This window comes from Pseudoalteromonas sp. S2893 (assembly GCF_005887105.1).
GTDB lineage: Bacteria > Pseudomonadota > Gammaproteobacteria > Enterobacterales > Alteromonadaceae > Pseudoalteromonas > Pseudoalteromonas atlantica.
Genome location: NZ_PNCY01000006.1, coordinates 117,669 through 143,430, shown reverse-complemented (window position 1 = coordinate 143,430; position 25,762 = coordinate 117,669). Strand labels below are relative to the sequence as shown.

General features: G+C 40.7%; 27 protein-coding genes. 3 read left to right on the top strand and 24 right to left on the bottom strand.

Features of this window, described 5'->3' with window-relative positions:
* Position 1: 1 nt before the first annotated feature.
* Positions 2-1,234, bottom strand: coding sequence for an efflux RND transporter periplasmic adaptor subunit (locus tag CWC04_RS02945; protein ID WP_138684560.1), 1,233 nt, complete (start codon positions 1,232-1,234; stop codon positions 2-4).
* Positions 1,235-1,382: 148 nt separating this feature from the next.
* Here CWC04_RS02945 and CWC04_RS02940 point away from each other — a divergent pair, with 148 nt between their 5' ends.
* Positions 1,383-2,321 (top strand): LysR family transcriptional regulator, encoded by a 939-nt coding sequence (locus CWC04_RS02940; RefSeq protein WP_024033768.1) that lies wholly within the window; start codon positions 1,383-1,385, stop codon positions 2,319-2,321.
* On the opposite strand, the gene CWC04_RS02935 is transcribed toward CWC04_RS02940, so the two are convergent.
* Positions 2,310-3,587 (bottom strand): VCBS domain-containing protein, encoded by a 1,278-nt coding sequence (locus CWC04_RS02935; RefSeq protein WP_138684559.1) that lies wholly within the window; start codon positions 3,585-3,587, stop codon positions 2,310-2,312. The genes CWC04_RS02940 and CWC04_RS02935 overlap by 12 nt on opposite strands.
* Before the next feature lie 215 nt (positions 3,588-3,802).
* On the opposite strand from CWC04_RS02935, the gene CWC04_RS02930 reads away from it, so the two are divergent.
* Positions 3,803-4,042 (top strand): RNA recognition motif domain-containing protein, encoded by a 240-nt coding sequence (locus CWC04_RS02930; RefSeq protein WP_024033770.1) that lies wholly within the window; start codon positions 3,803-3,805, stop codon positions 4,040-4,042.
* 107 nt (positions 4,043-4,149) lie between these two features.
* Here CWC04_RS02930 and CWC04_RS19645 read toward each other — a convergent pair whose 3' ends face one another.
* Positions 4,150-4,302 carry a hypothetical protein gene (locus tag CWC04_RS19645; RefSeq protein ID WP_171038552.1) on the bottom strand — a complete coding sequence of 51 codons (153 nt, stop codon included), beginning with the start codon at positions 4,300-4,302 and terminating at the stop codon, positions 4,150-4,152.
* A gap of 155 nt (positions 4,303-4,457) precedes the next feature.
* Between CWC04_RS19645 and CWC04_RS02925 the strand changes: the two genes are divergently transcribed.
* Positions 4,458-6,080 carry a M28 family metallopeptidase gene (locus CWC04_RS02925; RefSeq protein ID WP_138684558.1) on the top strand — a complete coding sequence of 541 codons (1,623 nt, stop codon included), beginning with the start codon at positions 4,458-4,460 and terminating at the stop codon, positions 6,078-6,080.
* A 52-nt stretch (positions 6,081-6,132) separates the two neighbouring features.
* On the opposite strand, the gene CWC04_RS02920 is transcribed toward CWC04_RS02925, so the two are convergent.
* From CWC04_RS02920 to rbfA, 21 genes are all read right to left on the bottom strand, one after another.
* On the bottom strand, positions 6,133-7,077 hold the full coding sequence (locus tag CWC04_RS02920) for an EAL-associated domain-containing protein (RefSeq protein ID WP_138684557.1): 945 nt from the start codon (positions 7,075-7,077) through the stop codon (positions 6,133-6,135).
* Between the two features lie 232 nt (positions 7,078-7,309).
* The gene (locus CWC04_RS02915) at positions 7,310-7,516 is read right to left on the bottom strand and encodes an EF-hand domain-containing protein (RefSeq protein WP_138684556.1); all 207 of its coding nucleotides are present in this window, start codon (positions 7,514-7,516) and stop codon (positions 7,310-7,312) included.
* A gap of 73 nt (positions 7,517-7,589) precedes the next feature.
* Entirely contained in the window at positions 7,590-7,787 is a 198-nt protein-coding gene (locus CWC04_RS02910; RefSeq protein WP_138684555.1) for a hypothetical protein, read from the bottom strand.
* Positions 7,788-8,209: 422 nt separating this feature from the next.
* Positions 8,210-8,422, bottom strand: a complete 213-nt coding sequence (locus tag CWC04_RS02905) for an EF-hand domain-containing protein (RefSeq protein WP_004585903.1) — start codon at positions 8,420-8,422, stop codon at positions 8,210-8,212.
* Positions 8,423-8,960: 538 nt separating this feature from the next.
* On the bottom strand, positions 8,961-9,176 hold the full coding sequence (locus CWC04_RS02900; RefSeq protein ID WP_138684554.1) for a TIGR02450 family Trp-rich protein: 216 nt from the start codon (positions 9,174-9,176) through the stop codon (positions 8,961-8,963).
* A gap of 101 nt (positions 9,177-9,277) precedes the next feature.
* The gene (locus CWC04_RS02895) at positions 9,278-9,628 is read right to left on the bottom strand and encodes a cupredoxin domain-containing protein (protein ID WP_138684553.1); all 351 of its coding nucleotides are present in this window, start codon (positions 9,626-9,628) and stop codon (positions 9,278-9,280) included.
* Positions 9,629-9,638: 10 nt separating this feature from the next.
* Positions 9,639-11,882, bottom strand: coding sequence for a heavy metal translocating P-type ATPase (locus tag CWC04_RS02890; RefSeq protein ID WP_138684552.1), 2,244 nt, complete (start codon positions 11,880-11,882; stop codon positions 9,639-9,641).
* Positions 11,879-12,316, bottom strand: coding sequence for a MerR family transcriptional regulator (locus CWC04_RS02885; protein ID WP_138684551.1), 438 nt, complete (start codon positions 12,314-12,316; stop codon positions 11,879-11,881). The genes CWC04_RS02890 and CWC04_RS02885 overlap by 4 nt, the downstream gene beginning before the upstream one ends.
* A gap of 150 nt (positions 12,317-12,466) precedes the next feature.
* Positions 12,467-12,964 carry a DUF2059 domain-containing protein gene (locus tag CWC04_RS02880; protein WP_054982209.1) on the bottom strand — a complete coding sequence of 166 codons (498 nt, stop codon included), beginning with the start codon at positions 12,962-12,964 and terminating at the stop codon, positions 12,467-12,469.
* Between the two features lie 291 nt (positions 12,965-13,255).
* Positions 13,256-13,588 carry a Na+/H+ antiporter subunit G gene (locus CWC04_RS02875; protein ID WP_004585897.1) on the bottom strand — a complete coding sequence of 111 codons (333 nt, stop codon included), beginning with the start codon at positions 13,586-13,588 and terminating at the stop codon, positions 13,256-13,258.
* Positions 13,589-13,597: 9 nt separating this feature from the next.
* Positions 13,598-13,867, bottom strand: coding sequence for a K+/H+ antiporter subunit F (locus tag CWC04_RS02870; RefSeq protein WP_004585896.1), 270 nt, complete (start codon positions 13,865-13,867; stop codon positions 13,598-13,600).
* Positions 13,861-14,397, bottom strand: coding sequence for a Na+/H+ antiporter subunit E (locus CWC04_RS02865; RefSeq protein ID WP_029772199.1), 537 nt, complete (start codon positions 14,395-14,397; stop codon positions 13,861-13,863). Before CWC04_RS02865 ends, CWC04_RS02870 begins: the two co-directional genes overlap by 7 nt.
* On the bottom strand, positions 14,397-15,914 hold the full coding sequence (locus tag CWC04_RS02860; RefSeq protein WP_138684550.1) for a monovalent cation/H+ antiporter subunit D: 1,518 nt from the start codon (positions 15,912-15,914) through the stop codon (positions 14,397-14,399). The genes CWC04_RS02865 and CWC04_RS02860 overlap by 1 nt, the downstream gene beginning before the upstream one ends.
* Complete coding sequence (locus tag CWC04_RS02855) at positions 15,911-16,264, bottom strand: Na+/H+ antiporter subunit C (protein ID WP_004585893.1); 354 nt, start codon at positions 16,262-16,264, stop codon at positions 15,911-15,913. Before CWC04_RS02855 ends, CWC04_RS02860 begins: the two co-directional genes overlap by 4 nt.
* On the bottom strand, positions 16,264-19,056 hold the full coding sequence (locus CWC04_RS02850) for a monovalent cation/H+ antiporter subunit A (protein ID WP_138684549.1): 2,793 nt from the start codon (positions 19,054-19,056) through the stop codon (positions 16,264-16,266). The genes CWC04_RS02855 and CWC04_RS02850 overlap by 1 nt, the downstream gene beginning before the upstream one ends.
* 154 nt (positions 19,057-19,210) lie before the next feature.
* Entirely contained in the window at positions 19,211-20,344 is a 1,134-nt protein-coding gene (locus CWC04_RS02845; RefSeq protein WP_138684548.1) for a hypothetical protein, read from the bottom strand.
* The gene (nlpI, locus tag CWC04_RS02840; RefSeq protein WP_029773956.1) at positions 20,328-21,206 is read right to left on the bottom strand and encodes a lipoprotein NlpI; all 879 of its coding nucleotides are present in this window, start codon (positions 21,204-21,206) and stop codon (positions 20,328-20,330) included. The genes CWC04_RS02845 and nlpI overlap by 17 nt, the downstream gene beginning before the upstream one ends.
* A 140-nt stretch (positions 21,207-21,346) precedes the next feature.
* The gene (gene pnp / locus CWC04_RS02835; RefSeq protein WP_138684547.1) at positions 21,347-23,473 is read right to left on the bottom strand and encodes a polyribonucleotide nucleotidyltransferase; all 2,127 of its coding nucleotides are present in this window, start codon (positions 23,471-23,473) and stop codon (positions 21,347-21,349) included.
* 500 nt (positions 23,474-23,973) lie between these two features.
* On the bottom strand, positions 23,974-24,243 hold the full coding sequence (rpsO, locus tag CWC04_RS02830) for a 30S ribosomal protein S15 (protein ID WP_004585888.1): 270 nt from the start codon (positions 24,241-24,243) through the stop codon (positions 23,974-23,976).
* A gap of 109 nt (positions 24,244-24,352) precedes the next feature.
* Positions 24,353-25,297 (bottom strand): tRNA pseudouridine(55) synthase TruB, encoded by a 945-nt coding sequence (gene truB, locus CWC04_RS02825; protein WP_138684546.1) that lies wholly within the window; start codon positions 25,295-25,297, stop codon positions 24,353-24,355.
* The gene (gene rbfA / locus CWC04_RS02820) at positions 25,297-25,704 is read right to left on the bottom strand and encodes a 30S ribosome-binding factor RbfA (RefSeq protein ID WP_004585886.1); all 408 of its coding nucleotides are present in this window, start codon (positions 25,702-25,704) and stop codon (positions 25,297-25,299) included. The genes truB and rbfA overlap by 1 nt, the downstream gene beginning before the upstream one ends.
* Positions 25,705-25,762: the final 58 nt, after the last annotated feature.

Sequence of the window (25,762 nt, the reverse complement as noted above, 5' to 3'; positions counted from 1 at the left end):
ATTACATGCCTATTTCAAGTGTTGGCTCGGCATTGGCTAAGCGGTTTTGATTATCAACCTTTTGCTGCCAAGCTTGTAACTCGTTTAAAGTACTTTGCTTTGCCATATTAATTAATTCTGGCGTAATGAGTACGCCAGAGCGCACGCGCTGCAAGCCATTAACCACTATGCGTTCGCCGCTTTTTAAACCTTGTTTAATAACTCGTAGCTCACCCACTTTGTCGCCTAAAGTAATGGCGCGGTATTGCACTTTATTTTGCTCATCAACCGTTAAAACGTATTTATTATTTAAATCGGTACCAATGGCTTTCTCAGCAATTAAAATACCTTGCTCAGTATTGCCCCCGGCTAACTTTAAATGGGCGAATAACCCAGGTAAAAGCGCGCCGTCTTGATTATTAAATACAGCCCGCACGCGTAATGTACCGGTTTGGGTATTTACTTGGTTATCAACAAAATCAAGCTTGCCCCAGTGTTGGTAATCTTGCTCATTCGCTAAACGCATCGCCACAGGTAACGCGGTAGATTGATTGTTATCAAGGTGCGCTTGTTGATAGTTAAGCCATGTTGCTTCATCAATATCAAAATAGGCATAAACCTGCTCTGTAGAGACAATAGAGGTCATTACAGTTTGCCCTGCACTGACATAGTTGCCCTCGGTAATTAACGCACGAGACACTCGCCCAGAAATAGGCGCTTCTACGCGTGTAAAGGTTTTGTTTAGCTGTGCAAGCTCAAGGGATGCATTACTTTGTGCTACGTAAGCATTTGCCTGGTCAACCTCTGCACCTCGGGTCTCTAATAACTCTTTAGATATTGATTTACTTTTAAATAGCTCTTTAGCTCGATTAAAATCTTGCTTTGCTAGTTTTAAGCGGCTTTTTGCTTCATCCAGTTGCGCTGTTAGGCGGTTTACTTGTGCATTAAATTCGCGGCTATCAATTAAAAATAAGGTGTCGCCTTTATTTACCAGCTCACCCTCTTCAAATACCGCCGCTTCAATATAACCAGATACGCGAGGACGCAAAGACACTATTTGCGGCGACTCTAGCCGCCCTGTAAAGCTGTCCCACTCGGTTATTCGCTGACTTATTACTTCGGCCACTTCTACGGCCACCCCTTGCGTAGAATCATCATTACTTTGAATAGAACTTGGCTTATCGCTGCATGCACCCAGTATTATCGCCAATAGCGCAATAATAAACGTGTATGTAAATTTATATATAGCTGACATGGTTAACTCTCTTGCTGTACGAGTTGTGTTAAAATCTGCTTATATTATGAACGCGGCAAAAGCATAAAAATAATTATATTATTGTATAAAACACATCACTAAAAATGATGTAAAATAATCTTACATTTAAAATTTATAACGGTGCTATATGCGTCCTCAAGAGCTTAATTTACTAATGATTTTTGATGCCATCATGACTGAAGGCAGTATCACTCGTGCAGCAGAGCAATTATCGCTGACACAACCTGCGGTATCTAATGCACTTGCACGTATGCGCGCAGCGTGGGGAGAAGAGTTATTTATAAAAGATGGCCGAAATATTCAACCTACAGCATTTGCTAACAATTTATGGGGACAAATACAGGGGCCACTTGGATCATTAGAGCATGCTATAAACCAAAGTGAATTTAACCCAGCGACAGCGCAGCGCACTTTTCGGATTTCTGCCGCTGATATATTTGTAGAAATGATATGGGGGCCTCTTCGTAAAATTATTGAGCAGCAGGCCCCAGGCATCAATATCCATGCAATCCCTAATCGGGCGGTAGAGGCTGCCAATGTACTTAAAGACGCCGAAGCCGAACTGGCAATTAATCGCTACACCCTGTCTGAAAACGTTATTAGAGCCGAGCATTTATTAAAGCCTAAATATGTTGTACTTATGCGCCCTGACCACCCGCTTGCTAATGCCCCTTTAAGTATTACTGACTTTGCTAATACAGATCATTTATTAGTATCAATTACGGGCGATATTTTAGGGCCATCTGATCAAGCACTAAGAGTATTAGGGTTAAAACGCCGAGTAGCGATGACGGTAAATAACGCGGCAAATGTACCTAATATTCTTAAAAATACCGATCTTATTTGTGTCATTCCCTCAATAGCGCTTGAGCAGGAAATATTTACCAATAAGCTCGTGGTTTTAAAAAGCCCTATTGATACGCCACCAACGCCTGTCTCTGTTATTTGGCATAAGCGCCAAGACAACGATGCCGGTTTGCAGTGGATACGCCGTCACATAGTGGCTATTATTCAACAACGTGTAAGTAGCCACGATAAAAAACTAGGCAAATATTTACTGCGCTAAAACGCCTTTTTTAATCACAAAATCAGCAAATCTTACTTGCTCTTCTTCAGCGCGAAGGCTATCGGTTTCGACTATTGAACGATAGATCCCCCATTTAGGACGGGCAAAGTCATCATCGCTAAAGCCACGCCACATATCTATGTTTTGCTCGCTAATGCTAAATAGCACCTCGTTGTCACTTAAGCGGGTTAGGGTCATTTCAAATTGCCCCGCTTCACTAAAAGTGGCTTGTACAAATACCGCTATCCATTCATCAGTAATGAGTGACCAGTCGGTTTCGATAAGGTTTTTATCAAGCCCTGTGCTGTTACCGTTTTCATCAAAGCCTGCGCTATAACGTACTTGCAGCTGATTACCTGTACTGTTTTTTTGTGCACCAGAGAGCGTAATAATAGGTTGGTCGTCGTTGCCATTGGTATTGTCGTTGCTGTCGTTACGGGCTTTTATTTGGAAAAAGTGACTGAATTTACTACTCAGCTCAAGCTCGCTAGAGACTTTAAACTTCCAACTGTATTGTACGGTTTCGTCTTTAAAGGCAAGTGTTGCGGCGGGCGATTTATCAAAGGCTTTTATTTCGTTGCGCTGGCGGTCGGTTGCGCCCTTATCTTTATCTTGGTCTTCATCACGATGTGCTAAAAACACAAAGTGATTACCTACAGTTGAGTCAGTATCTTCAATAATATGCACAACATTTTGATGATTACCGCTATACATATCAGGCGATTCAATTGCACCTTCACTAAACGCATTTTCTATTAATGTATAAGCACTTAGCCCTGTGTTTTCGCCATCGGCATTGAGGGTTGTTTCTTGCGTTACTATAAAATCATCACGGCCTGCAGTGCCTATAATGGTTATAGACACTGTCGCTTCGGTGCCATCTGCCGATGTGACGGTTATTTCATCAAGTAAGGTTTCACCTTCGTTTAATGCACTCACAGTGGCATGCTCGCCGTTAAGTGTATATGACCAATTACCATCCTCAGTTAAGCTAAATAAACCATAAGTTGTGATGTTATTGCTTTGCGTTTTAAATACTGCCTCATTGGCTTGTGCATCCGATATAGATAGCTCACCTGTAATTGCTATATCGCGGGTATTTTCAATACTCACAGCTGTTTGACCGCTAATTACTGCGGCGTTTTGCGCTACAACCGATGCATTTACAGGCTCACTTTTTGACCCTGAGCTGCCGCACCCTACAGCTAAAATACCCAAAGAACAAACAGAAGAAATAGTTAAAACACGCAAGCCAAACTTTGACATAAACAACCAGCCCAGGTTAATGGTAAGTAAATAAAGTAAAATATAACTTACCAATTATTTGTTTTAATAACTAGATCTTTATTACCAGTATGGCTTTATAATTGTTAGCTGAGCTATTTGTGAAAAACAACTTTAAATAAAAGGGTAAAAATAAAATTAGGTTAAAGCCAAGTTACTTGAGATAATCCTCAGCGAACCCCTTATTTAGGTTATATATGAAATTATTAGTTCGTAATTTGTCTCGCGCTACCACAGAGCAAGACCTTCGCACGTTGTTTGCAGCACACGGTAAAGTAACTACCTGTAACTTGGTGCTAGATAAAGACACTGGTTTATCAAAAGGTTTTGCCTTTGTAGAAATGCCAAACGACATAGAAAGTAGAAGCGCTATTAAAGCACTTAATCAATTGAGCGTTGATAAAAGCAAAATTCGCGTAAAATACGCAGATGAGTAATTAGTTACTTGCTATATGATTAAAACCAGCTATTTGCTGGTTTTTTACGTTTTAAGGTACGCTTAGAACAGATTAATATTAGCGCGACGCTTTAAAATATTAAGCGCCTAGGGTGCCGCTTTTTTTATACTAATTGTACCTAACACTACAAAGGATGCAGCTAAAGCAAAAAACATCGCTTGGTGTGCGAGCAAAGCTGCTGCAAAAAATGCTACGCCGCTGCCTATAAACAGGTATCCGCTTTTTTTAGATTGGCTCATTGTGTGTGCTCCATTTATTGTTGTCGATTATTTATACACCCTACACCGGCAATTTTCAATTTTTGAAAAATAGAACTGGCAAGATGATAAATATTCGACTCACATCAGTGCTTCCTTTATATTAAAAGCCAATTTTTAAAACTATCCAGAAAACTATGGCCTCTACTCTTTTTAAAAGCGCTAGCCTAAGCCTGCTAGTCGCTCTCTTTGGTTGTTCTGAACCTGCAAGCGAGCATTCTTCTTTAGAAAATACGCCCGGCGTAAGCCTAAATAACGTTAAACAGCATATAAAAACGCTAGCCTCTGATGACTTTCAAGGTCGCGGCCCACTTACTCATGGTGAAGTAAAAACAGTGGGTTACTTGAGCGAGCAATACGAAGCTATGGGTTTAACTGGGGCGTATAATGGCAAGTTTTTACAGCCGGTAAAAATGGCAATGGTCACGGCCAATCAAAATATGCAATTGCAGGTGGGCGACTTAAAGTTTAAAGCAGGTAACGATTTTACCGCCCGTACAGAGCAATTACAGCCAGTAATAGATGTACGAAACTCTGACATTGTATTTGTGGGTTACGGTATTAATGCCCCCGAATACAACTGGAACGATTACGAAAACATTAATGTTGAAGGTAAAACCGTTATTGTATTGGTAAACGACCCTGGCTTTGCTACACAAAACGATGCGTTATTTACAGGTAATGCTATGACCTACTACGGCCGCTGGACTTACAAATACGAAGAAGCCGCACGCCAAGGTGCCAAAGCAGTATTTATTGTGCACGAAACTGCCCCTGCGGCTTACCCTTGGGGCGTGGTTGAAAGCTCAAACACAGGGACTAAATACACCCTGATGGACAATAACCTAAACGCTTCTAAGCTCCCAGTTATGGGCTGGCTAACACTTAATACTACTGAGCAAATTTTTAATGCCGCACAGCTTAACTATCAAAATTTAAAACAAAAGGCTTTAAGTGATGACTTTAAAGCCACAGCGCTTAATTTAACAGCCAACCTTTCATTTAAAAACGAAGTATCGCATGCCAAATCACATAACGTAGTTGCGCAAATTACAGGAAGCGACGCCCCTAATGAGTACGTGGTAATAGGTGCTCATTGGGATCATTTTGGTACCAAGCAAACCGACAGCGGCCCTAAAATTTATAACGGCGCAGTGGATAATGCCTCTGGCACAGCGGCCACACTTGAAATTGCCCGCATTATGAATCAAATCCACCAGCAAACACCGTTTAAACGCTCTATTTTATTTGCTAATTTTACCGCAGAAGAAACTGGCCTCATTGGCTCGCAAGAGTTTGCAACCGGTGGCGTTGTGCCCACTAAACAAATGGTCGGGCTATTAAATATTGACGGAATGAACGTGCTAGATGGCACCGATTACATTTTGCAATACGGTAACGATTTATCCACCCTAGAAAACTACCTAGCAAACGCGGCAAAAGCGCAAGGTCGCGTTGTTAAAATGGACCCTCGCCCGCAAAACGGTTTGTTTTTTAGATCAGATCATTTTTCTTTAGCTAAGCAAGGTGTGCCTAGTTTATTATTTATGAGCCTTGGCGATACCGACCCTGATTACATTGCGCATAAATACCATAAAGAAGCCGACGATTACTCGCCGCAGTGGTCATTAGGTGGCGTAAAGCAAGACATAGAGCTTATTGTTGATATAGCCACACAGCTTGCTAACAATGGCGATTGGCCTACATGGACGAGTGACTCAGACTTTAAAGCAAAGCGCGAGCAAGATAAGCCGCATTAGCAGGTAAAGTTTAAAGCTAAATAATAATCATACCAATCGCATTAAAATCCTCCTACTTGGAGGATTTTAATTTTGAGCGCGCCCGCATTAGTAAGGTTTCGGCTTTGGCCCCTAAATACACATAAATAGCCAAGGCTATTAAAAGCCCTACCACCGCAAGCATCATCGCAATGGCCGGTAATAAGTATTCAGCCTGCCCCAACGCTGCCTTAAACATGGTTAATAGCGCCTCAATAGATATTGCAATTAGCACGGTAGATATAAACCGGGTAATTGTGCGACGTGTAGAAGAGTGCCTAAATATATCCTTATGCATTAAAATCTCTTCTTCGAGAATGGTCTTTCCCAAATCAAACACGGCCAACGCTAATGTAATATATATAATAATGCTAAAGGGCTCGAGGGGATCAGACGCTGAGTCAAAGTGGGTTAATAATGCATATATATCGTTAAATACTATGCTCAGTAAAAAGAGTACCAAAGTAAATAAACACGCCACAATCACCCCATAACCCGCTTTAAAATAAGGCGAAATACCGGCACGCGCGCTGTCTCCCATTACAAACTCAATTAACTGGGTTAAACATACGTCTAACACTAAATAATGCTGCTGGTTAATAGGCTTTTTTAGCTCTTTAATAGCCGAAATACATAAATGATTAGTTGCGATAGAAATATACGGATCGGTAAAGCACACCGAGTCGGTTTGTTTAGATTGTAAAAAGTAAGGGCGTTCACTTAAATCTTGCTGATTGCCTTGCTCGGCTAATTTGTTATAGGCACGCTTAAAGCAAACATTATTGCCTTGCTGAAGCCCAGATTCGTTTAAACAGTATTGCAGCTCTAAAAAGGGATATTGCTTTACTAAAAAACGCGTATCTCGATTTTTGTTAAGCCCATCTTCAATACTCATTAAAATAGAGTCAAGCAAGCTATGTATTACTTGCTCATATTCATGGTAGCGCTCAACACTACTTATATAACTCATTCGCGCCATAATTATGTACTCACTCAGTTGCTATAGCGTTAACTAAGCAAGTTTAAAACCAAGTGTAAAAAGTGTTTTTATTCATAAGGTTAAGGTTTTAACTTGCGCTCATTTGCACCTATTTGGTGAAAAAGCCGTTATGCTTGCGCCATGCACAAAAAAAGCAGCTAAGTAAATGTTACTTAACTGCTTTGTGAGTATGACCTGATAAATTTTAAGCGCGTAAAACTACGCCATAAAATTATTGTACTTTAGAAAACTCTTGCTGTGAAAGCTCACCATTTTTATCTGTATCGAGCTTATCAAACAACCGTGCTAACTGTGCGTTGGCTTGTGCTTCTGTTTTGCTAATTATGCCATCACCATTGGCATCAAAACTGTTAAAGTCGACCGCGGCAAACGCCGCTGATGAAGAGGCAAGGGCGAGAAGTGCGATAAATTTTTTCATAATCATTTCCTTAGGCTAAGTGCTTGGCAAAGGGGAAGAAATCCTTTTCTGAGATCCATAAAGGGAGAATCGGTTATTTGTATTCAAAAAAATCGTTTTCGGTTAGACCATTTTGCGAACTTACTGGTAGATGCTGCTTAGCGGCTTGTTCGTCACTTGGTTGATTAAACTCAGAGCTATTATTTTTAGATGGCTCTAGTTCGGCGTTTGCTAATACCATTGAAGATGAAACCACAGTGGCGACGACTAAAAGTGTTTTTAGCTTTTTCATAATATAATCCTTCAATAATATGCATTACCTGTATAAATTTGCACTGAGGTGGTTACAATTCACTTCCTTGTTATTCTTTTTAATAGGCTCCCTTGCCTATTTAGGTTGTCTTTGGCAACTCAGAATCATGCTTACACCACAGCGCATTAATCGTCTACGCTTGTAAAACCTCTGCTTTAAAAAGTTTACCGTTTGTGTTGGTATCAAACTTTGCAAATGTGCCAGAAAATACCAGCGCTATTGCAAGCAAAGTTGGGTATCGCTTTTACATAACGATTCCTTCGCTATGCATTTATAATAAAATGCCCTGTGTATTACACTGTCCTTGTTATTCTTTATGGTAAGCTCCCTTGCCTACTTAGGTTGTCTTTGGCAACTCAGAATTAACGTGCCACTGGGCGTGAACTACTCAAAGCACTCACTTATGCTTTGTCGAACTCACTCTTAGATAGCTCGTTGTTTTTGTCAGTATCAAGTTTTGTAAACTGACTCATTAATTCAGCATCAGCAGATGCTTCTAACGGGCTTAATGTGCCACTGCCATCTTTATCGAGCGTGTCAAAATCTGTTACTGCAAAAGCCGCTGATGAAGAGGCTAAAGCCATTAATACCAATGTTGATTGTGCCTTTTTCATAATGAAATCCTTCATAGGGTTAGGGGAGTAGCCAATTGGCGTTACCCACGTTTTGCTTAATACAGCTTAACTATTACAACTTCAGTGCCATTTTTTATTTTTACTTAATAAACAATTAGTTATACGATAAGTATAAGAAAAAGTTAAGTTTCGAGGGATATTTTTGTTGCTTTTTAGCAACAGTCAGATTAGCCACTTAAAATAAACCATTAGAATCAACAGCTTATGATTTATAAAAAAGCCACACATGAGCTAAAAGCTAACTAAAAACATAATGTGGGGAGGTTTAAGAATAAACTAAAGCTGAACAACTTAATTAAAACAATTAAACGTCATAAAACCTAAAACATAACCAATTGAAATATATTGATATTTAAAAAATACTTAGCGTTTATTTTTTAAAAGCATGGCAAGCCTGTAAAAACAGGCATTTGTTGCCAAATGGCGAATTTAGTAAAAGGCAGGGATTAAAAAGGGAGCGCATTGCATTTAGTTGGGCATAACAAATTGGCGTTTTTAAAGTATAAAAACAATTTAACTACTTCCAGCCTTGACGCCATTTTTGTGTGTCTTTTAAATCTCGCCAGCTTATTGAGTACTGATTTTTAGAAAATACCGACTCGGTAATGCATTCAATTACATTACCCTCTTCATCGTATTCTACTTCTACAATGATAAAGTGTTTTTCTTTGTTGATAGCTGGAGTGGCAGTCCACTTACTGTTTAGTAATTTTTTAGGGTTTAAGTTATTCATTAAATAATCTAGTGTGCTTAATTAACACTAATACGACATAACCCGTTGTTTAGCTCAACATAAAGTTAGGCCGTATTAATGTTACTTAATCAACTTACTGGTTACTCAGCGATTAACTTACCTTTATACATTTTCATTTGGCAATGAAAGTCGTACTCACCTGCTTTAAGTGCAGGCAAAGTGATTTTATTATCTCCCATTGCAAGGCTTTCACTTACATCAAGCTGCGGGAACACCATAGTTTCGGCGCACGGTGCACTGTCTTTTCTATCAAATGTAAGCGTTACTTTTTTATTGGCCGCCACCTTTATATGACTTGGTTGATAAACGCCGTTATCTACCACTATGGTTTGCGTATTATCATTACTGTGTATTTGCTTTGGCTTATAAAGCCAAAACCAGTAAATAATGGCCGCTATTAATACTGCACCAAGTAAATTTATCATTAACATTATCGACTCCTTAGCGCTTATTGGGTTTATAAAAACGTAAGCGATTAGCATTGGTGACTACTGTCAGTGATGAAAGCGCCATAGCTGCGCCCGCCACTACTGGGTTTAGTAGTACACCAATAAACGGATACAACACACCGGCTGCAATAGGAATGCCCGCAACATTATAAATAAAGGCACCAAACAAGTTTTGTTTAATGTTTTTAATTGTTGCGCTGCTAATGGCAATAGCATCGGCAAGGCCATGCAGTGAGCCACGCATTAAGGTAATATCGGCGCTTTCTATGGCTACATCTGTACCTGTGCCAATTGCAAAACCGACATCTGCTTTAGCAAGCGCGGGGGCATCATTGATCCCATCACCCGTCATGCCTACAATCTCGCCTTGCTGTTGACGTTTAGTAACTTCGTTTACTTTATCCTCTGGCAACACTTCTGCGATAAAATCATCAATACCGACTTTTTTAGCCACAGCGTGTGCGGTCGCTTTATTATCGCCAGTGAGCATTACTAGATGAATACCTTCATTTTGCAGGCGCTTAATTGCCTGTACTGAGTCTTCTTTTAGCGGGTCCGCTACCGCAATTATGGCCATAAATTGATTATTACAGGCAAAGTACATCGGGGTTTTTGCATCATTTGCAAAGGTGTCTGCTTGCTCTGTGGCGTCATCAACTGCAATCGCGTATTTATCCATAAGCGCTTTATTACCAAATAACAGTGTTTGTTCATTCACCGTTCCACTCACACCTTTACCGGTAATGGCATCAAAGTCGGTAACTTTACTCAAGGTTACGTTTTGCTTTTTAGCGTACTGTGTAATCGCCTCCGCAAGTGGGTGCTCAGAGCTACTCTCTAGGCTTGCAACTAATTGCATTACGTTATTTTCATCTGCGTTATTAAACGTTACAACATCTGTTACCTGTGGTGCACCTTGGGTGATGGTGCCGGTTTTATCTAAAATCATGGTAGTAATTTTAGAGGTAGTTTGCAGTGACTCGCCATTGCGAATTAATATGCCAAACTCGGCGGCTTTACCTATCCCCACCATTACCGACATAGGCGTTGCTAAACCCAGCGCACACGGGCATGCAATAATCAGCACGGTGGTTAACGCTACCACTGCATAAGCAATTGAAGGGGCTGGGCCAAAATTCAACCATGCAAGGGCTGCTAGTATCGCAATTATCATTACTGTGGGCACAAAAATGCCCGATATAACATCGGCTAATCGCCCTATTGAAGGCTTAGAGTTTTGCGCGCGTTTCACCATATTAATGATATTGGCAAGGGTTGTTTCTTGGCCTATATGTGTGGCTTCAAATAATAATGTACCACTTTTATTAATGCTACCAGCAACCACTTTATCGCCAGCTTGTTTACTCACTGGCATAGGCTCACCCGTGAGCATAGATTCATCTAATCTGCTGCTACCTTCGAGCACATCACCATCTACCGGGATTTTTTCGCCTGGGCGTACCCTTACATGGTCGCCCTTTTGCACATCACTAATGTCTATATCTTGCTCTGCGCCATCACGTATTACACGGGCTGTTTTTGCTTGTAAGCCAATTAAACGCTTAATAGCCTGCGAAGTACGTCCACGCGCTTTCACTTCAAAAGCCAAGCCTAAACTAATTAAACCAATTATCATTGAAGAAGCTTCAAAATAAACGTGCCTTGCAACCTCAGGTAGTAAGCTAGGCGCAAGTACAACAAACATTGAATATAACCACGCAGTGCCCGTTCCCAAAGCAATAAGCGTATCCATGTTAGCACCATGATTTTTAAATGACTGCCAAGCACCTTTATAAAATTGCTTACCTGCTACAGCCATAACGACAAACGTGATAATACTGACCACACCCCATGCAATTCGCTGGTTAGTGGTTGTCACGCTCATATCAAAAATAAGCCCATAAATCATAAGCGGTACGCCCACACCTAAAGCCAGCATCATGTTGCGCATTAGCTTTTTGTAATGTGCCTCGTCTGACTTGGCTTTTTCATCAAGCGCATCTTGCTCTGATGTGTTATCCATAGGTTTTGCGCCATAACCTATATTTTCAACGGCGCTAATTAATGTGCTTTGCTGCGCGCTGCCCTCTACTCGTACAGTGCGATCTGCAAAGTTCATTTCGACATTGTTTGCGCCTTGCACACTATTGAGGGCTTTTTCTATTTTGGCTACACAACTGCCACAATTAGCACCTTCAATAATAAAGTTTTGCTCTGTTGTTTTACTGCTACTCATTGCACATCTCCGCTTTCGTTTGGCTCAACAAGTGGGTCAACAAACGTCTCTATTAAGCTACACACATCACTTGCAACAGCGCCGTCTGCCGATGTTTCCCACTGTTTTAACGCCGCTTGCATACGCACTCTTAATTTAAGGGTTTCTTGAAACAAGGCTTCGGTTTCTGCTAAACGTTTTGCAATAATTTGCCGTGTAAGTGGGCATGGGCAATGCCCTTGTTCTGACTCGCCAATGATATGCTGTACATCTTTTAGGGAAAACCCAAGCTTTCGGGCGCTTATAATAAACTGTAAACGTTGGCGGTCTGCTTTTGTATATTGTTGATAACCATTACTTTGGCTACGTATGGGCGTTAAAAGGCCTATTCGTGTGTAATGACGAACTGTATCAGGCGTTACACCCATTAACGTCGCTAATTGCTTAACATACATAATTTAGCCCCCTTAGATTTTAGAGCTCAATTGTAAACCTATGTGTAACACACAGGTCAATAGAGGGGAGCATTAAAGCATAATTTAAATTTACTGGAGCTGATAAAATAAAAGCGCGCTAATGAGCGCGCTTAAAAAGAAGCAGAGAGATTAATTTTCTTGTTGGCGAGAGGCTTTTAGCTCTTCACTTAGCTCACCGGCTATTTGCTGAATTTTTGGCATTGCATCTTGCACTAAGCTTTGCGACATTTGCATAGACTCTTGCATTACTACAGGCATTTTTTGAAGAATTTTTTGCCCTGTTTCAGTTTTATAAAACGCCAACATGTCGGCAATTTCTTGCTCGTTAAAATGTTTATCGTAAACGTTAACCATCATCGGCTGCATTTTTTTCCAGCTCATTTCGGTTTTAAGTACGTTGGTCATATCTGCGTAGTATTTATCAAAAATAGCTTGCTCAGAGGGCTTAACACCCATTTGTGCAGACATGTTTTTCATCATGCCTTCAACTTGCCCGTACATAGAGTCAACCATAGCATCCATGTTCATCACGTTTATCAGCTCATCTATTTTTTGCTGCTTAGTTGCCTCGTCAGCCAATACGCTGCCAGAAAATATAAGTAACGAAAGTAATAGTGCCTTAGCCATTGTCATATCCTTAAATATAAAAAGTAAGACCATACTCACATGATTAATATCAATCCGCAATAATACTTACTCATTTTGCGGGGCTAAACGGGTCGCTACTTACGTTAAAAAATGCTCATTCAGAACAACTAAATAGCTACTTTTTTACTAAATTATCAACACGTTTTACCAGCCTCAGAATAAATCACTTAATTATGTGAACGGGTATAAAATAGTTTGTAAATGTGTAAACCCATACTAAAAAGGCCAAATAAAACATGTTTATTTGGCCTTTTTATCAGTGCACTGGGGCTAATCGTCTTCTACGTTATCGAGCCCTTTTGTGCCTTCTTTTGCTTTAAGCTTATGATGAATCGCTGATTTTATTAACATATACCCACTAATAGGGGCAGTGATTAATAAAAACACGGTAATTAAAATCTCTTTTACGCTTATGGTGTGCACCGACGTTGCAAAAAACACCATTGCAGCAATTAATATGCTGGCCATACCCAGTGTTGTTGCTTTAGTAGGGCCGTGTAAGCGCATGTAAAAATCAGGTAATTTAATTAAGCCCAGCGACCCTATTAAAATAAATAGCCCACCAAAAAGTAGTAATATTGATACAACCCACTCGCTTATCATTTTAATATCCTATTCAATTAAGTCGCCGCGTAGTAAATACTTACAAACTGCAACAGTACTTATAAAGCCAAGCATCGCGATTAATAACGCTGCTTCAAAGTACAAACCAGTGCCCATACTAATACTGTATAAAATAATTAACGCGATAACATTAATGTACATAGTATCTAGGGCTAAAACTCTATCAGGCACTGAGGGGCCAATAATTAATCGCCATAGGTTTAACAGTAACGATAAACCAATCATGGCAAATACAATAAGTAATACAGTATCTAACATTGAAATATCTCCTTTAGTGGAGCTTCGTAGCGCTGTTTAATTTGTTTAATAAGTGCCTCTTCATCTTTTAAATCAAGCACATGTATAAGTAAATAACGCTGTTTAGGCTTTTCGCCTTCGTCTAGTGACTCAGGAATAGGATATACCTCGGCACTTACTGTACCAGGTGTAAGAGATACACAACTGGCAAGAATAGTAATGGGCATATCGTGTATTAAATCTATAGGCACTTTAACAAAAGCAGGACGTAACTTTTTAGCTGGACCAATGATTAATAAGGCTACCTGTAAATTAGCAACCACTATATCGTAAAGTACAATGAGTAATTGTTTTAGTGCCAAACCTGGTTTTAGTATTAAAGGTTGCGGATCACGTAATGAAACACTTAATAGCGGAATAAATATCGCAAAAAACGTAGCTAATACTATATGCCCTGCGGATACACTATTATTAAGCAACAACCAAATTAAAAATAAAAACAAACTACGAAACGGCGTTGGCAACCAACGATAACGGGCTTGTAACCTCATTACTCACCTCCCTTCATAACTGCATTAATGCCACCACTTATGTCATGCAATTGCGTAGCAGCACTAACCATGTATTCACTTATAGGTCCGCCAAAAACAACTAACAAAGGTGAGCACGCAAGTAGCCCTACAATTATCATCACCTGTAATGGGTGAGCATTTTCGCCCTCGGCGCTTTCTGTTTTATTGCCTTTTCTTTCCCAAAACATACTTGTACCAGCACGAGAAAGTGCAACTAATAAAACAAAACTAGCAATTAAATAGACAGGCCAAAATAGTAAGGCTTGCTCGCTATTTAAGGTTGTTTTGAGGATCCAAACTTTTCCCACAAACCCCGATAGCGGCGGCATACCTACTACGGTTAATGCAGCAATTACAAAGCATGCTCCTAATAAGTAAGGTTGGTTTACGGCTCGTCCGGCAACCAGTCTATCCCCTACTTTGCCCCTTTGTGTGGCAATTAAATCAGCTAATAAAAATAGTGCAGCGCTGACTAATGTGGAGTGTACTAAATAATAAAGCAGTGCAGCTGTTGCAGTGACGTTTTGCAGTGCAATTAGAGCGACTAACGTGCCCACTGATACAACAACTAAATTTGCCGTTAACTTACGTAAATCTTGCGCAGCCATTACGCCAATTGCACCAACCACTATAGTCGCAATGGCTAAGCCCCATAACCAGGATTGCGCCATATGTTCAAGCTCACCGGCTTGCTCACCAAAAATAACGGTATAAACGCGCAGCATGGCGTATACACCCACCTTGGTCATAATAGCAAATAAAGCCGCAACCACAGGCTTTGCACTGGCATAAGTATTAGGTAGCCACAAGTGCAAAGGGAGCAATGCGGCTTTTAAAGCAAATACAACTAACAGCAGTAAGCCGCCGGCCTTCGCCAAATAGACATCATCGCCCGTTAACAGGGCTACTTTTTGCGTCATATCAGCGATGTTTAATGTACCCAGTACGCCGTATAAAATACCTAAACCAATTAAAAATACGCTCGAGCCAACCAAATTTAATATGACGTATTGGAGCGCTGCACGGGTATTTTGTTTATCTCCGGCATGCATAAGTAGTGAGTATGAGGCAATCAACAACACCTCAAAAAATACAAATACATTAAATAAGTCACCCGTTAAAAATGCCCCATTAACGCCTAATATTAAAAAATGAACTAATGGATGAAAAAAGTTTCCTTTTGCATCATCGCCGGCACAGCCATATAAAATGACTCCCATTCCTAAAAAGGATGTAAGTGCAACCAATAAAGTAGAAAGCATATCGGCAACAAGCACTATGCCAAAAGGAGCAGACCAATTACCAATAGCGTATACGTTGATACCACTGTTATATATATGGATTAACAGCAATGCACTGACAATAAATGTGATCACCGCCATAATTGATGAGGCAATACGGCGAATACGTAAACTTTTACCACAGGGCGGCAAAAGTAATATTACCGCTGCCAACATAGGTAATAAAATAGGCAAAGAGGTTAAATGTTGAATCATTTTTGCTCCTTGCTATCGGCTGCGCTTTTGATGATTTGCCCATCAACATGATCGCTCCCTAAATCGGCTCTACCACGTATAGCCAAAATAACCACAAAGGCAGTCATTGCAAACCCTATCACTATTGCAGTAAGTACTAGTGCTTGAGGTAAAGGGTCGGCATATTCAGCCCCTGTACCAAGCACAACCGCTTTATTTATGGTTAAGCGACCCGCAGAAAACAAAAATAAGTTAACGGCATAGGAAATCATAGTAAGGCCAAGCACTACCGGAAACGTACGGGCCCTTAGCAGTAAAAACACACCACAACTAACTAATACACCAACGCAAGATGCGTACAATAGCTCCATTAAATATTTACCTCTTTTTTCTGGGTATCTGCTGTCATGTTGCCAAGGCTTGCTAATATCATTAACGTGGCTCCCACCACTGTTAAATAAACGCCTAAATCAAACACAATTGCGCTTGCAAGTTCTGTTTTGCCAATAAATGGGATATCGAAATAATCAAACCACGTAGTTAAAAACGGCCGTTCAAAGAACCAGCTACCGACTCCAGTAAACAAGGCAATACCGATACCTGATGCAATAATTTTCCGGTAGTTGACTGCAAAGCGCTCGCTTATCCAAGCTGAGCCATGAGCCATATACTGCAATATAAAGGCAATTGATGTTACTAACCCTGCAATAAAGCCGCCGCCAGGTAAGTTATGACCACGTAAGAAAATATAAGCCGATACTAATAATGCAAGCGGTAATAAGCTATGCGAAATACTGGCAAGTAGTATAGGGTGGCGCTCGCGTGCCCATGGGCGCCCTTCACCATCACTTGCTGGCATGAACAATGGAATACGAGAAAGCACTTTAAATATACCCAACGCTGCAATACCCAATACGGTTATTTCGCCTAGGGTGTCAAAGCCCCTAAAATCAACCAAAATAACGTTTACTACATTGGTACCGCCACCTCCTGTTTTGGCATTGGCTATGAAAAAATCTGATATGGATTCGAGTGGGCGTGTAAGTAATGCATAACATATACTTGCCACCACAACACCTAATGTTGAGGCTATCCCTAAATCTCTGAGTACTCGTAACGAACTAGACTCTTTAGGCGTATGTTGTGGTAAGAAAAACAACGCCAACATTAATAAAATAACGGTTGCTACTTCTACCGTTAATTGCGTAAGCGCTAAGTCGGGCGCAGAAAAACGCGTAAACGCCACCGACACCATAAGTCCTACAATAGAAATCATTAGTAACGCAACTACGCGTGAGCGATGCCAAATAACGGTAGCAAAAGCACCTATAATCAGTAGGCCTGCACCTATTGCGTTATGCACATCAACCGGAATACGCGGCATACTGCCCGCTAATTGTTGCATTTCAAATAATGGCCAACCGGCACATAACAATACCACCGCCAGCATTACAAAAATGTAGCGTTGTAATGAGCCGTTTTCGATAGTGTTTACCCTGCTTTGGCACCAATTAATAACTTTAAGCACAATTAGCTCAAAGGTTTTTTTAGTATTAAGTGGCGGTAATGATGCTTGAAATTGAAATAGGTATTTACGATTTATATAAATAAACAAACCACCCACTACCGCCATGGCGCTCATTAATAGCGGTAAGTTAAAACCATGCCATATAGCCAGTTCGTACTCTGGTACCTTTTGACCAAGTACAGCCAAAGACGCAGCAGATAAAATGCCATCGACTGAAAAATGCGGGAACAAACCAACCAGCACACACAGCACAACCAATACTTCAATAGGGAGTCGCATGTAACGCGGAGCCTCATGCGGCTGGCGTGGTAAATCAATTGGTTCGCCATTAAAAAATACATCGTGAATAAAACGCGACGAATAAGCCACCGATAACGCCCCTGCAATAGTGGCTAACACCGGGATTAACCACGACATAGAGCCAAGCACTTGCTGATGTAAGGTTTCGGCAAAAAACATTTCTTTAGATAAAAAGCCGTTAAGCAATGGCACACCCGCCATTGAAGCAGCCGCAACCATGGCAAGTGTGGCCGTATACGGTAAATACCGCCACATACCATTAAGCTTACGCATATCACGAGTGCCGGTTTCATGGTCAATTATACCTGCTGCCATAAATAGCGAGGCTTTAAACGTGGCATGATTAATAATATGGAATATTGCCGCCACAGTAGAGAGCTCAGTATCTAGGCCCAATAACAGGGTAATTAACCCTAAATGGCTAATGGTTGAGTACGCTAACAGGCCTTTTAAATCGTGTTTAAATAAGGCGATATAAGCGCCAAATAAAAGCGTTGTTAAACCGGTTAAACCAACCAGTAAAAACCAAGTATCTGTACCCGAAAGTACTGGGTGAAAACGCGCTAATAAAAATATACCTGCTTTTACCATAGTCGCAGAGTGTAAATACGCGCTAACAGGGGTTGGGGCTGCCATAGCGTGAGGTAGCCAAAAATGAAACGGAAACTGCGCCGATTTAGTAAATGCACCTAGCAAAACTAATACCAGTGCTGTTTCGTATAAATCATGTGATTGAACAATTGCCTTGCTAGCTAAAATTACATCTAGGTCGTAACTGCCAACTATATCGGCCACTAACATTAAACCTGCTAGCAATGCTAAGCCACCGGCACCGGTAACAGCTAGCGCCATGCGAGCGCCCTTTCGTGCTTCTGTTTTATGCCACCAATAGCTAATTAATAAAAACGAGCTAATGCTGGTCAGTTCCCAAAACAGCCAAAGCTGAATAACATTGTTAGACATAACAATGCCCAGCATTGCGGTCATAAACAGCAATAAGTAACTATACAGCTTAGCTAAGGAGTCGTTTTTACTCAGATAATAACGTGCGTAGGTAATTACCAGTATGCCTATGCCTAAAATCATAAACATAAACAGTAGGCTCAAGCCATCAAGACGAAATGATAAGTCCAGCCCAGCAGCGGGGATCCACGTTACAGCATAACGAATCGTTTCACCTGCTAAAATAGCGGGGGTGTGGTATAGCGTAATACCTAATGCTGCTAAAGGAGCAAGTACAGTGACAGCTGCAGCTTGCGTACGGGATAGTTTGCCGGTGCATGAAGAAATAACACTGCCAATTAAGGATAACAAAGGTATCCAGAGCAAAGTCATAATGTAGGGCCTTTTATAATCATAAGTTTATCCTTACGTTTTATACATCACGAAAAGATGCTTTTACTGTCTGTTTTTAAACGACATTAATACGTACAGTTATACTTATAAACGGCCATTTTGTCTATAGATAGCAAGCCTAATCGATTTAAATTTAATCAAGCTGAGCGGTTTTAGTAGCATTGATTTGATCAACCCACAAAGCCCTGTACCGCTTTGATAAACCTAGTTGTTGATACTGCATTATTGACCATTGCTTAGCTGGCTTATATGCCACGCCGCCTTGCTGGCAACTTAAGCTTTTGTGCCATCCATTTGGCGCAGCCTCACCTTGCGAAATATATAAATTTGGGGCCACGTATCCTTGGCGTTTACACAACCAGCGCTGTTTAGAAATAGGCAGCGTATATTCATCTTCAAAACCACTAAAGTGCATTAGCTCATGCAAAAATACATTATAGTTTGCTTGGGTACTTAGCTGCATTTTTTTACCTGTTACATTGGCGCTGCCGCTCGTACCCATAATTACAGTGTAGTCATAGCCGTTAGTAAACTGCGCTTTTAAGTGCGCGTTTTGCCATAGGCAATTAGCTATGCCCGAGGTGGTAGCGCAGTCAATTGCGCCCCCAGCGTAAACCGGTTTACTTAAGCAATACGCCCCGCTTTGCGGCTCAGGTTTTTTATTATACTGCGCGGCAAAACTTGATAACTTAAACAAGGCTTCTCTATTTACACCTAATAGCAGCACATTGTAACTACAGCTATTGTTAATCGGCGGGCGTGAATTTAACGCTGCAAAACCAAGTTGATGTAAAAAGGAAGGCGAAACTTGCTCATAGTCACTCCCTTTGTGCAGCGCTAAATGATTAAATGCCGCGCCTTTAGGCAGTAAGTTTTGAGCTAACAATAGTTGAAGGTCATTCCAGCGCTCTTGCTTTAAAAGAGCATGCGCGAGTTGTTGGCGCTTGTTATGCCCAATATGCTCAATACTTTGTAACCAAAATAACTTTGCCTGCTCGTTTTTGCTTGCATTGATAAGCGTCAAAGAATAATTGTACTGGGCTGATGGGATATTTTTACGCGCTAAAAAGCCTAAGGTCAGCTCGGGAAGATGTGCAATATTATTTGAAAAGTAACGGGGGAATTGCCAATAACTTTGCAGCGGATTAGCCTGAGCGTGAAGTACATGCCAAAAGCTAATGCAGCTTAACTGGTTGCTAGAGCCTGCAATAAGCAGGCTAAATAGCAAACCAATCAGATAACACAGGTATTTAACTAGCGTCTGCACCAGCCATAAGCTCAAGCTCTAAACGTGCATATTTGTATTCAATAAACTCATGCACATTAGTGGATAATGCCAACCTAAAGTAATCAGCAGCTAAAAACTGCTCACCGGCTGCTTGGTGCATTTTGGCTAAATAAAAGTACGCCTCGCACAAGCGCTGTGCGTATTCTTGCTCTGACTTAACGCCCTCGCTAATACCCGATAAAAACGTATGCTCACTCATATCGCCGGTATAAAGCGAAATTAACTGATACGCCCATTGCGATTCATCAAGGGCTGCAGCATTTGTTTTAAGAGCCGCTAATGCTTGTTGTTTATCCTCTTGCGACTGTGCAAGGTAAAGCCATAACACACGATAAGGATCGTTGGGTGAACGCGCTAAAAACTCATCAAAGTCACTTTGCGCCAGGTTTGCTCTTTCACCATAATACAGTGCGATGCCACGGTTTAAATAAGCGTATTCATGCTCTTCATTAAGCTCAAGGGCTGAGTCAAAAAACTCATACGCTTTTTCGTATTGCTGCATTAAAGTATGCTGAATACCTAAAAAGTTATACACCTCAGCTAAATCAGGCTTTAATTTTATAGCGCGGTTAAAATCAATGCGCGATAACGTGGTCATTCCTAAGCTATCAAATAATACACCACGGTCATAATAAAGCTTAGCTTGTTGCTCGGTACTTAAATCGGCTCTATTTAATAGCTCAGAGTAACGTGCAATCGCAATTTCACTTCTAAAGTCAGATGCAAGGGGTGCAGTAAAAGGCACATTAACAATCGGCGTAGGTTTTGATTCAGTCGTGGTTTGGCAAGCGCTTAAAGACAAAATAGCAAAAGATGCCAAAGCTAAATGTTTGAGTATCATTAAAATCCTTAATACCAAGATATATCGCAATAAAAATAAGACAGACCTTGTCTAATAAGGTTTCATTAAAGCATAAAAAAAGGGGCTAAACAGCCCCTTTTTTATTATCCCGCGTATATTAACGGGTTAAAGTTTAGCAATTATGCGTCTTTCGACTCATCAGCTGCAGGTGCTGCTGATTCCATTGCTTCTTTAATGCTTAGACGTACACGGCCTTGGCGGTCTACTTCTAGTACTTTAACTTTAACTTCTTGACCTTCACTTAAGTGGTCTGTTACGTTGTTAACACGCTCTGTGCTGATTTGAGAAATATGCACTAGGCCATCTTTACCAGGAAGAATGTTTACAAACGCACCAAAGTCAACAATACGTACAACTTTACCAGTGTAGATAGTACCTACTTCTAGTTCTGCTGTTAATTGCTCAATACGGGTAATTGCGTTTTGCGCGCTTTCACCGTCTGTTGCAGCAATCTTAATTGTACCGTCGTCTTCAATTTCAATTGTTGTACCTGTCTCTTCAGTAAGTTGACGGATTGTAGCGCCACCTTTACCAATTACTTCAGCAATCTTCTTAGCAGGAATTTGCATAGTGTAGATGCGAGGAGCAAACATTGATAATTCTTCAGAAGGAGCAGAAATCGCTTCATCCATCACACCTAAAATGTGTAAACGTGCAGCTTTTGCTTGTTTAAGCGCAATTTGCATGATTTCTTGTGTGATACCTTCGATTTTGATATCCATTTGAAGTGCAGTAATACCTGCAGCAGTACCGGCAACTTTAAAGTCCATGTCACCTAAGTGATCTTCATCACCTAAAATGTCAGAAAGAACTACGAATTTATCGTCTTCTTTAACTAGACCCATCGCAATACCAGCAACAGATGCTTTAATTGGTACACCCGCGTTCATAAGTGCTAGAGAAGTACCACAAACAGACGCCATTGAAGAAGAACCGTTTGATTCAGTAATTTCAGATACTACACGGATTGAGTAAGGGAACTCAGTCAGAGTAGGCATTACAGCTGAAATACCACGCTTAGCAAGGTTACCATGGCCGATTTCACGACGCTTAGGAGAACCAACAAAACCAGTTTCACCTACACAGAATGGAGGGAAGTTATAGTTAAGCATAAAGTGGTTTTTGTGTGTGCCCGTTAAATCATCGATTAACTGTGAATCACGTTCTGTACCAAGTGTCGCTGTAACTAATGCTTGAGTTTCACCACGAGTAAAGATTGCAGAACCGTGAGTACGTGGTAATACACCTGTCATTACGTCTAATGCACGGATCATGTCTGGTTCGCGACCATCGATACGTTTTTCACCAGCAGTGATGCGGCCACGTACAATTTTCTTCTCTAAAGAACCAAATACTTTACCTACTTCTTGCTTATCAAGTGTTTCATCTTCAGCAAGCTCGCTTGTAAGCGCTTCAATTACAGCGTCTTTTGCTGCAGTTAATGCTTCTTTACGCGCTACTTTATCGGTAATACGGTAAGCTTCACCTACTTTATCAGCAGCAAGTTCAGCTACTTTTTCTTCAAGCGATACGTTTTTCTCAGGTGCAGACCAATCCCATGCAGGCTTGCCCGCTTCTGCTTTAAATTCGTTAATTGCGTTGATAATAGCTTGAGATTGCTCATGGCCGTATACAACCGCACCTAGCATTACGTCTTCAGCTAGTACGTCAGCTTCTGATTCAACCATTAGTACTGCGTTATCAGTACCTGCAACTACTAAATCAAGTTGGCTTTCTTCAAGCTCTTTTAGTGTTGGGTTAAGTACGTACTCACCGTTGATGTAACCAACGCGTGACGCACCAATTGGGCCGCTAAATGGGATGCCTGAGATAGCAAGTGCTGCTGATGTACCAATCATCGCAACCATATCTGGTTGGATTTCAGGGTTTACAGAAACAACAGTTGCAATAACTTGTACTTCGTTTACGAAACCATTTGGGAAAAGTGGACGAATTGGACGGTCAATAAGACGTGCAATAAGTGTTTCGCCATCGTTAGGACGACCTTCACGCTTTAAGAAACCACCCGGGATACGACCAGCAGCGTACATACGCTCTTGGTAGTTAACTGTTAGTGGGAAAAAGTCTTGACCAGGTTGAGCTTCACGCTTACCAACTACAGTAACTAATACTGACGTGTCGCCGATGCTTGCTAATACTGCGCCGTCTGCTTGACGTGCGATTGCACCTGTTTCTAGGGTAACTGTGTGTTGACCTAGTTGAAATTCTTTAATAATTGCTTGCACTTAAAATATTCCTTAAATGTTTTTATATTTCATTAATAAGTGTCATTAAAAGGGCCAATTACAGTACATAATTGTATTCAGTTGGAAATCAATTAAGTACTACAATTGGCAAAATTTTTAATGACTGTAGATAACCTATTTATCTACGCGCATAGTATATACCAAAGCGACGTAAAATTGCGAGCCTACCCAAAGATAAAACGTAATCGCTTTTGCCACATTATTTTTTAATTGTTTTATAGAAAGGCGTTTAATTAAGCGTGTAATTTTTAGCTATGAAAAACCTTTAGATAGCTAGGTGAATAATTCGCTATTAAATTGTTCTTAAAGATAATTTTAACGCAGTGGTTGCAAGCGTTGCCTACCCTTAATTGTTAAGTGCTAGCACAAGGTTGGTGTTATTTATATTAAAGGGAGATTAAGTTAACGATGGAGTGTGAAGCGTTAAATTTAGGCACAAAAAAAGGAGCTATAAAGCTCCTTTTCTCGTAATCAAGTTCTTAGCGACGTAGGCCAAGCTCTTGGATTAACGCAGTATAACGCGAGATATCTTTACCTTTAAGGTAATCAAGCAATTTACGGCGAGTACTTACTTTACGAAGCAGACCACGACGTGAGTGGAAGTCATGCTTGTGGTCAGCAAAGTGACCTTGAAGCTTGTTGATATCAAAAGTAAGTAGAGCTACTTGTACTTCAGGTGAACCAGTGTCGCCTTCAGCACGTGCAAATTTAGCAATGATATCGATTTTTTCTTGATTGCTTAGTGACATAATAACTCCAAAAGTTAAATTTAATAGGTGCTTTAGCCGATCACTAATTCAGCCAAAACGATTAAGCGGGCGTATTCTACCAACTATGAGAATAACTACAAGTTAAAGTTTACTCGGGTTGCTGATTAGACAAGCCACGCTTTGATTTTAAATGCCCGTCAGGGTTGCGCTCACCGGTGCCAATAAACACACCATCAGCAAGAACTTTAATTGCCCCTTCGGGTAAATCAGTGCCTAGTACGACTGCTTGGCCATGGCTAAACGAAACACCCTGCTCTTTGCTAATTTCTACAACGGGTAAATCAACCAATGCACTATCCATTGGCAATAGTAATTCATCAAGGTATGTAGAAGGGGCAACCTCTTCTTCTTTAGCCTTGGCTAATAAGGTTTCAAGGTGCTCAAGCGATACCATTTTATCTTTAGGGTAATGGCCAACCGCTGAGCGATGCAGCATAATAACATGTGCGCCACAGCCTAGGTTTTCGCCTAAATCATCAACAATGGTACGAATGTAGGTCCCTTTAGATACATGGGCGGTCATTTGTACTTCGTTGTTTGCTTCATCAAACTCATCAAGCGTTAAGCTAAACACGTTTATTTTTCGGCATTTACGCGGTACTTCAATGCCTTCACGCGCGTATTTATATAAAGGCTTACCTTCATATTTAAGCGCTGAGTACATTGATGGATACTGATCTGACTCGCCTAAAAACTTTTCAACTTCTGCAGCTAACTGTTCAGTGGTAACGTTTACATCACGGGTTTCAACCACTTCGCCATCTGAATCAGAGGTAGTTGTGCGCTCACCTAGCTTTGCTCTTACCACATAAGTTTTATCTGTATCGAGCAAAAATTGGGTAAACTTGGTCGCTTCACCAAAGCAAATAGGCAGCATGCCAGTGGCCAGTGGGTCTAGCGCACCGGTATGGCCAGCTTTTTGGGCAAAATAAATACCTTTAGCTTGCTGTAGGGCTTTGTTCGATGAAATGCCTTGAGGTTTGTTTAACAACAAAATACCATCAATCGGACGGCCTTTACTGCGTCTTGCCATTAGTCTTTAGTGCCTTCTTCGCTATCAGTTTCATCATCAACATGTTTAGCGTTATCTTCGCGAATAACCGAGTCCACTAAGTTAGAGATACGCATCCCTTCCATTAGTGAGTTATCTACTACAAATTTAAGCTCAGGCATTATACGAGCACGGATACGCTTACCCAGTAACGAGCGGATATAGCCCGTTGCTTCGTTAAGTATTTTTGCGCTTTCTTTTGCTTTGTTTTCATCTTCGGTATTAAACACCGTAATAAAAACTTTTGCGTAAGATAAATCGCGCGATACTTCTACCGCAGACACTGTCACCATGCCTAAGCGCGGATCTTTAATTTCGCGTTGTAAAATTACAGCAATTTCTTTTTGAATTTGCTGAGCAACACGATCAGTGCGAGAAAATTCTCTCATGATTGTTTTCCTAAAATCATAACTTACTGAATTAAAATAATAAGTTAATTAAATAATG

Bases quoted from the DNA above. Each gene is read 5' to 3' on its own strand.
- CWC04_RS02890 (WP_138684552.1), bottom strand. From the start codon at position 11,882: ATGAGTAGCAGTAAAACAACAGAGCAAAACTTTATTATTGAAGGTGCT.
- CWC04_RS02915 (WP_138684556.1), bottom strand. From the start codon at position 7,516: ATGAAAAAATTTATCGCACTTCTCGCCCTTGCCTCTTCATCAGCGGCG.
- nlpI (WP_029773956.1), bottom strand. From the start codon at position 21,206: ATGATACTCAAACATTTAGCTTTGGCATCTTTTGCTATTTTGTCTTTA.
- CWC04_RS02880 (WP_054982209.1), bottom strand. From the start codon at position 12,964: ATGGCTAAGGCACTATTACTTTCGTTACTTATATTTTCTGGCAGCGTA.
- rbfA (WP_004585886.1), bottom strand. From the start codon at position 25,704: ATGAGAGAATTTTCTCGCACTGATCGTGTTGCTCAGCAAATTCAAAAA.
- CWC04_RS02920 (WP_138684557.1), bottom strand. From the start codon at position 7,077: ATGGCGCGAATGAGTTATATAAGTAGTGTTGAGCGCTACCATGAATAT.
- CWC04_RS02855 (WP_004585893.1), bottom strand. From the start codon at position 16,264: ATGGAGCTATTGTACGCATCTTGCGTTGGTGTATTAGTTAGTTGTGGT.
- truB (WP_138684546.1), bottom strand. From the start codon at position 25,297: ATGGCAAGACGCAGTAAAGGCCGTCCGATTGATGGTATTTTGTTGTTA.
- CWC04_RS02905 (WP_004585903.1), bottom strand. From the start codon at position 8,422: ATGAAAAAGGCACAATCAACATTGGTATTAATGGCTTTAGCCTCTTCA.
- CWC04_RS02875 (WP_004585897.1), bottom strand. From the start codon at position 13,588: ATGATAAGCGAGTGGGTTGTATCAATATTACTACTTTTTGGTGGGCTA.
- rpsO (WP_004585888.1), bottom strand. From the start codon at position 24,243: ATGTCACTAAGCAATCAAGAAAAAATCGATATCATTGCTAAATTTGCA.
- CWC04_RS02945 (WP_138684560.1), bottom strand. From the start codon at position 1,234: ATGTCAGCTATATATAAATTTACATACACGTTTATTATTGCGCTATTG.
- CWC04_RS02910 (WP_138684555.1), bottom strand. From the start codon at position 7,787: ATGAAAAAGCTAAAAACACTTTTAGTCGTCGCCACTGTGGTTTCATCT.
- CWC04_RS19645 (WP_171038552.1), bottom strand. From the start codon at position 4,302: ATGAGCCAATCTAAAAAAAGCGGATACCTGTTTATAGGCAGCGGCGTA.
- CWC04_RS02935 (WP_138684559.1), bottom strand. From the start codon at position 3,587: ATGTCAAAGTTTGGCTTGCGTGTTTTAACTATTTCTTCTGTTTGTTCT.
- CWC04_RS02865 (WP_029772199.1), bottom strand. From the start codon at position 14,397: ATGAGGTTACAAGCCCGTTATCGTTGGTTGCCAACGCCGTTTCGTAGT.
- CWC04_RS02900 (WP_138684554.1), bottom strand. From the start codon at position 9,176: ATGAATAACTTAAACCCTAAAAAATTACTAAACAGTAAGTGGACTGCC.
- CWC04_RS02895 (WP_138684553.1), bottom strand. From the start codon at position 9,628: ATGTTAATGATAAATTTACTTGGTGCAGTATTAATAGCGGCCATTATT.
- CWC04_RS02870 (WP_004585896.1), bottom strand. From the start codon at position 13,867: ATGTTAGATACTGTATTACTTATTGTATTTGCCATGATTGGTTTATCG.
- CWC04_RS02925 (WP_138684558.1), top strand. From the start codon at position 4,458: ATGGCCTCTACTCTTTTTAAAAGCGCTAGCCTAAGCCTGCTAGTCGCT.
- CWC04_RS02930 (WP_024033770.1), top strand. From the start codon at position 3,803: ATGAAATTATTAGTTCGTAATTTGTCTCGCGCTACCACAGAGCAAGAC.
- CWC04_RS02850 (WP_138684549.1), bottom strand. From the start codon at position 19,056: ATGACTTTGCTCTGGATACCTTTGTTATCCTTAATTGGCAGTGTTATT.
- CWC04_RS02885 (WP_138684551.1), bottom strand. From the start codon at position 12,316: ATGTATGTTAAGCAATTAGCGACGTTAATGGGTGTAACGCCTGATACA.
- CWC04_RS02860 (WP_138684550.1), bottom strand. From the start codon at position 15,914: ATGATTCAACATTTAACCTCTTTGCCTATTTTATTACCTATGTTGGCA.
- CWC04_RS02940 (WP_024033768.1), top strand. From the start codon at position 1,383: ATGCGTCCTCAAGAGCTTAATTTACTAATGATTTTTGATGCCATCATG.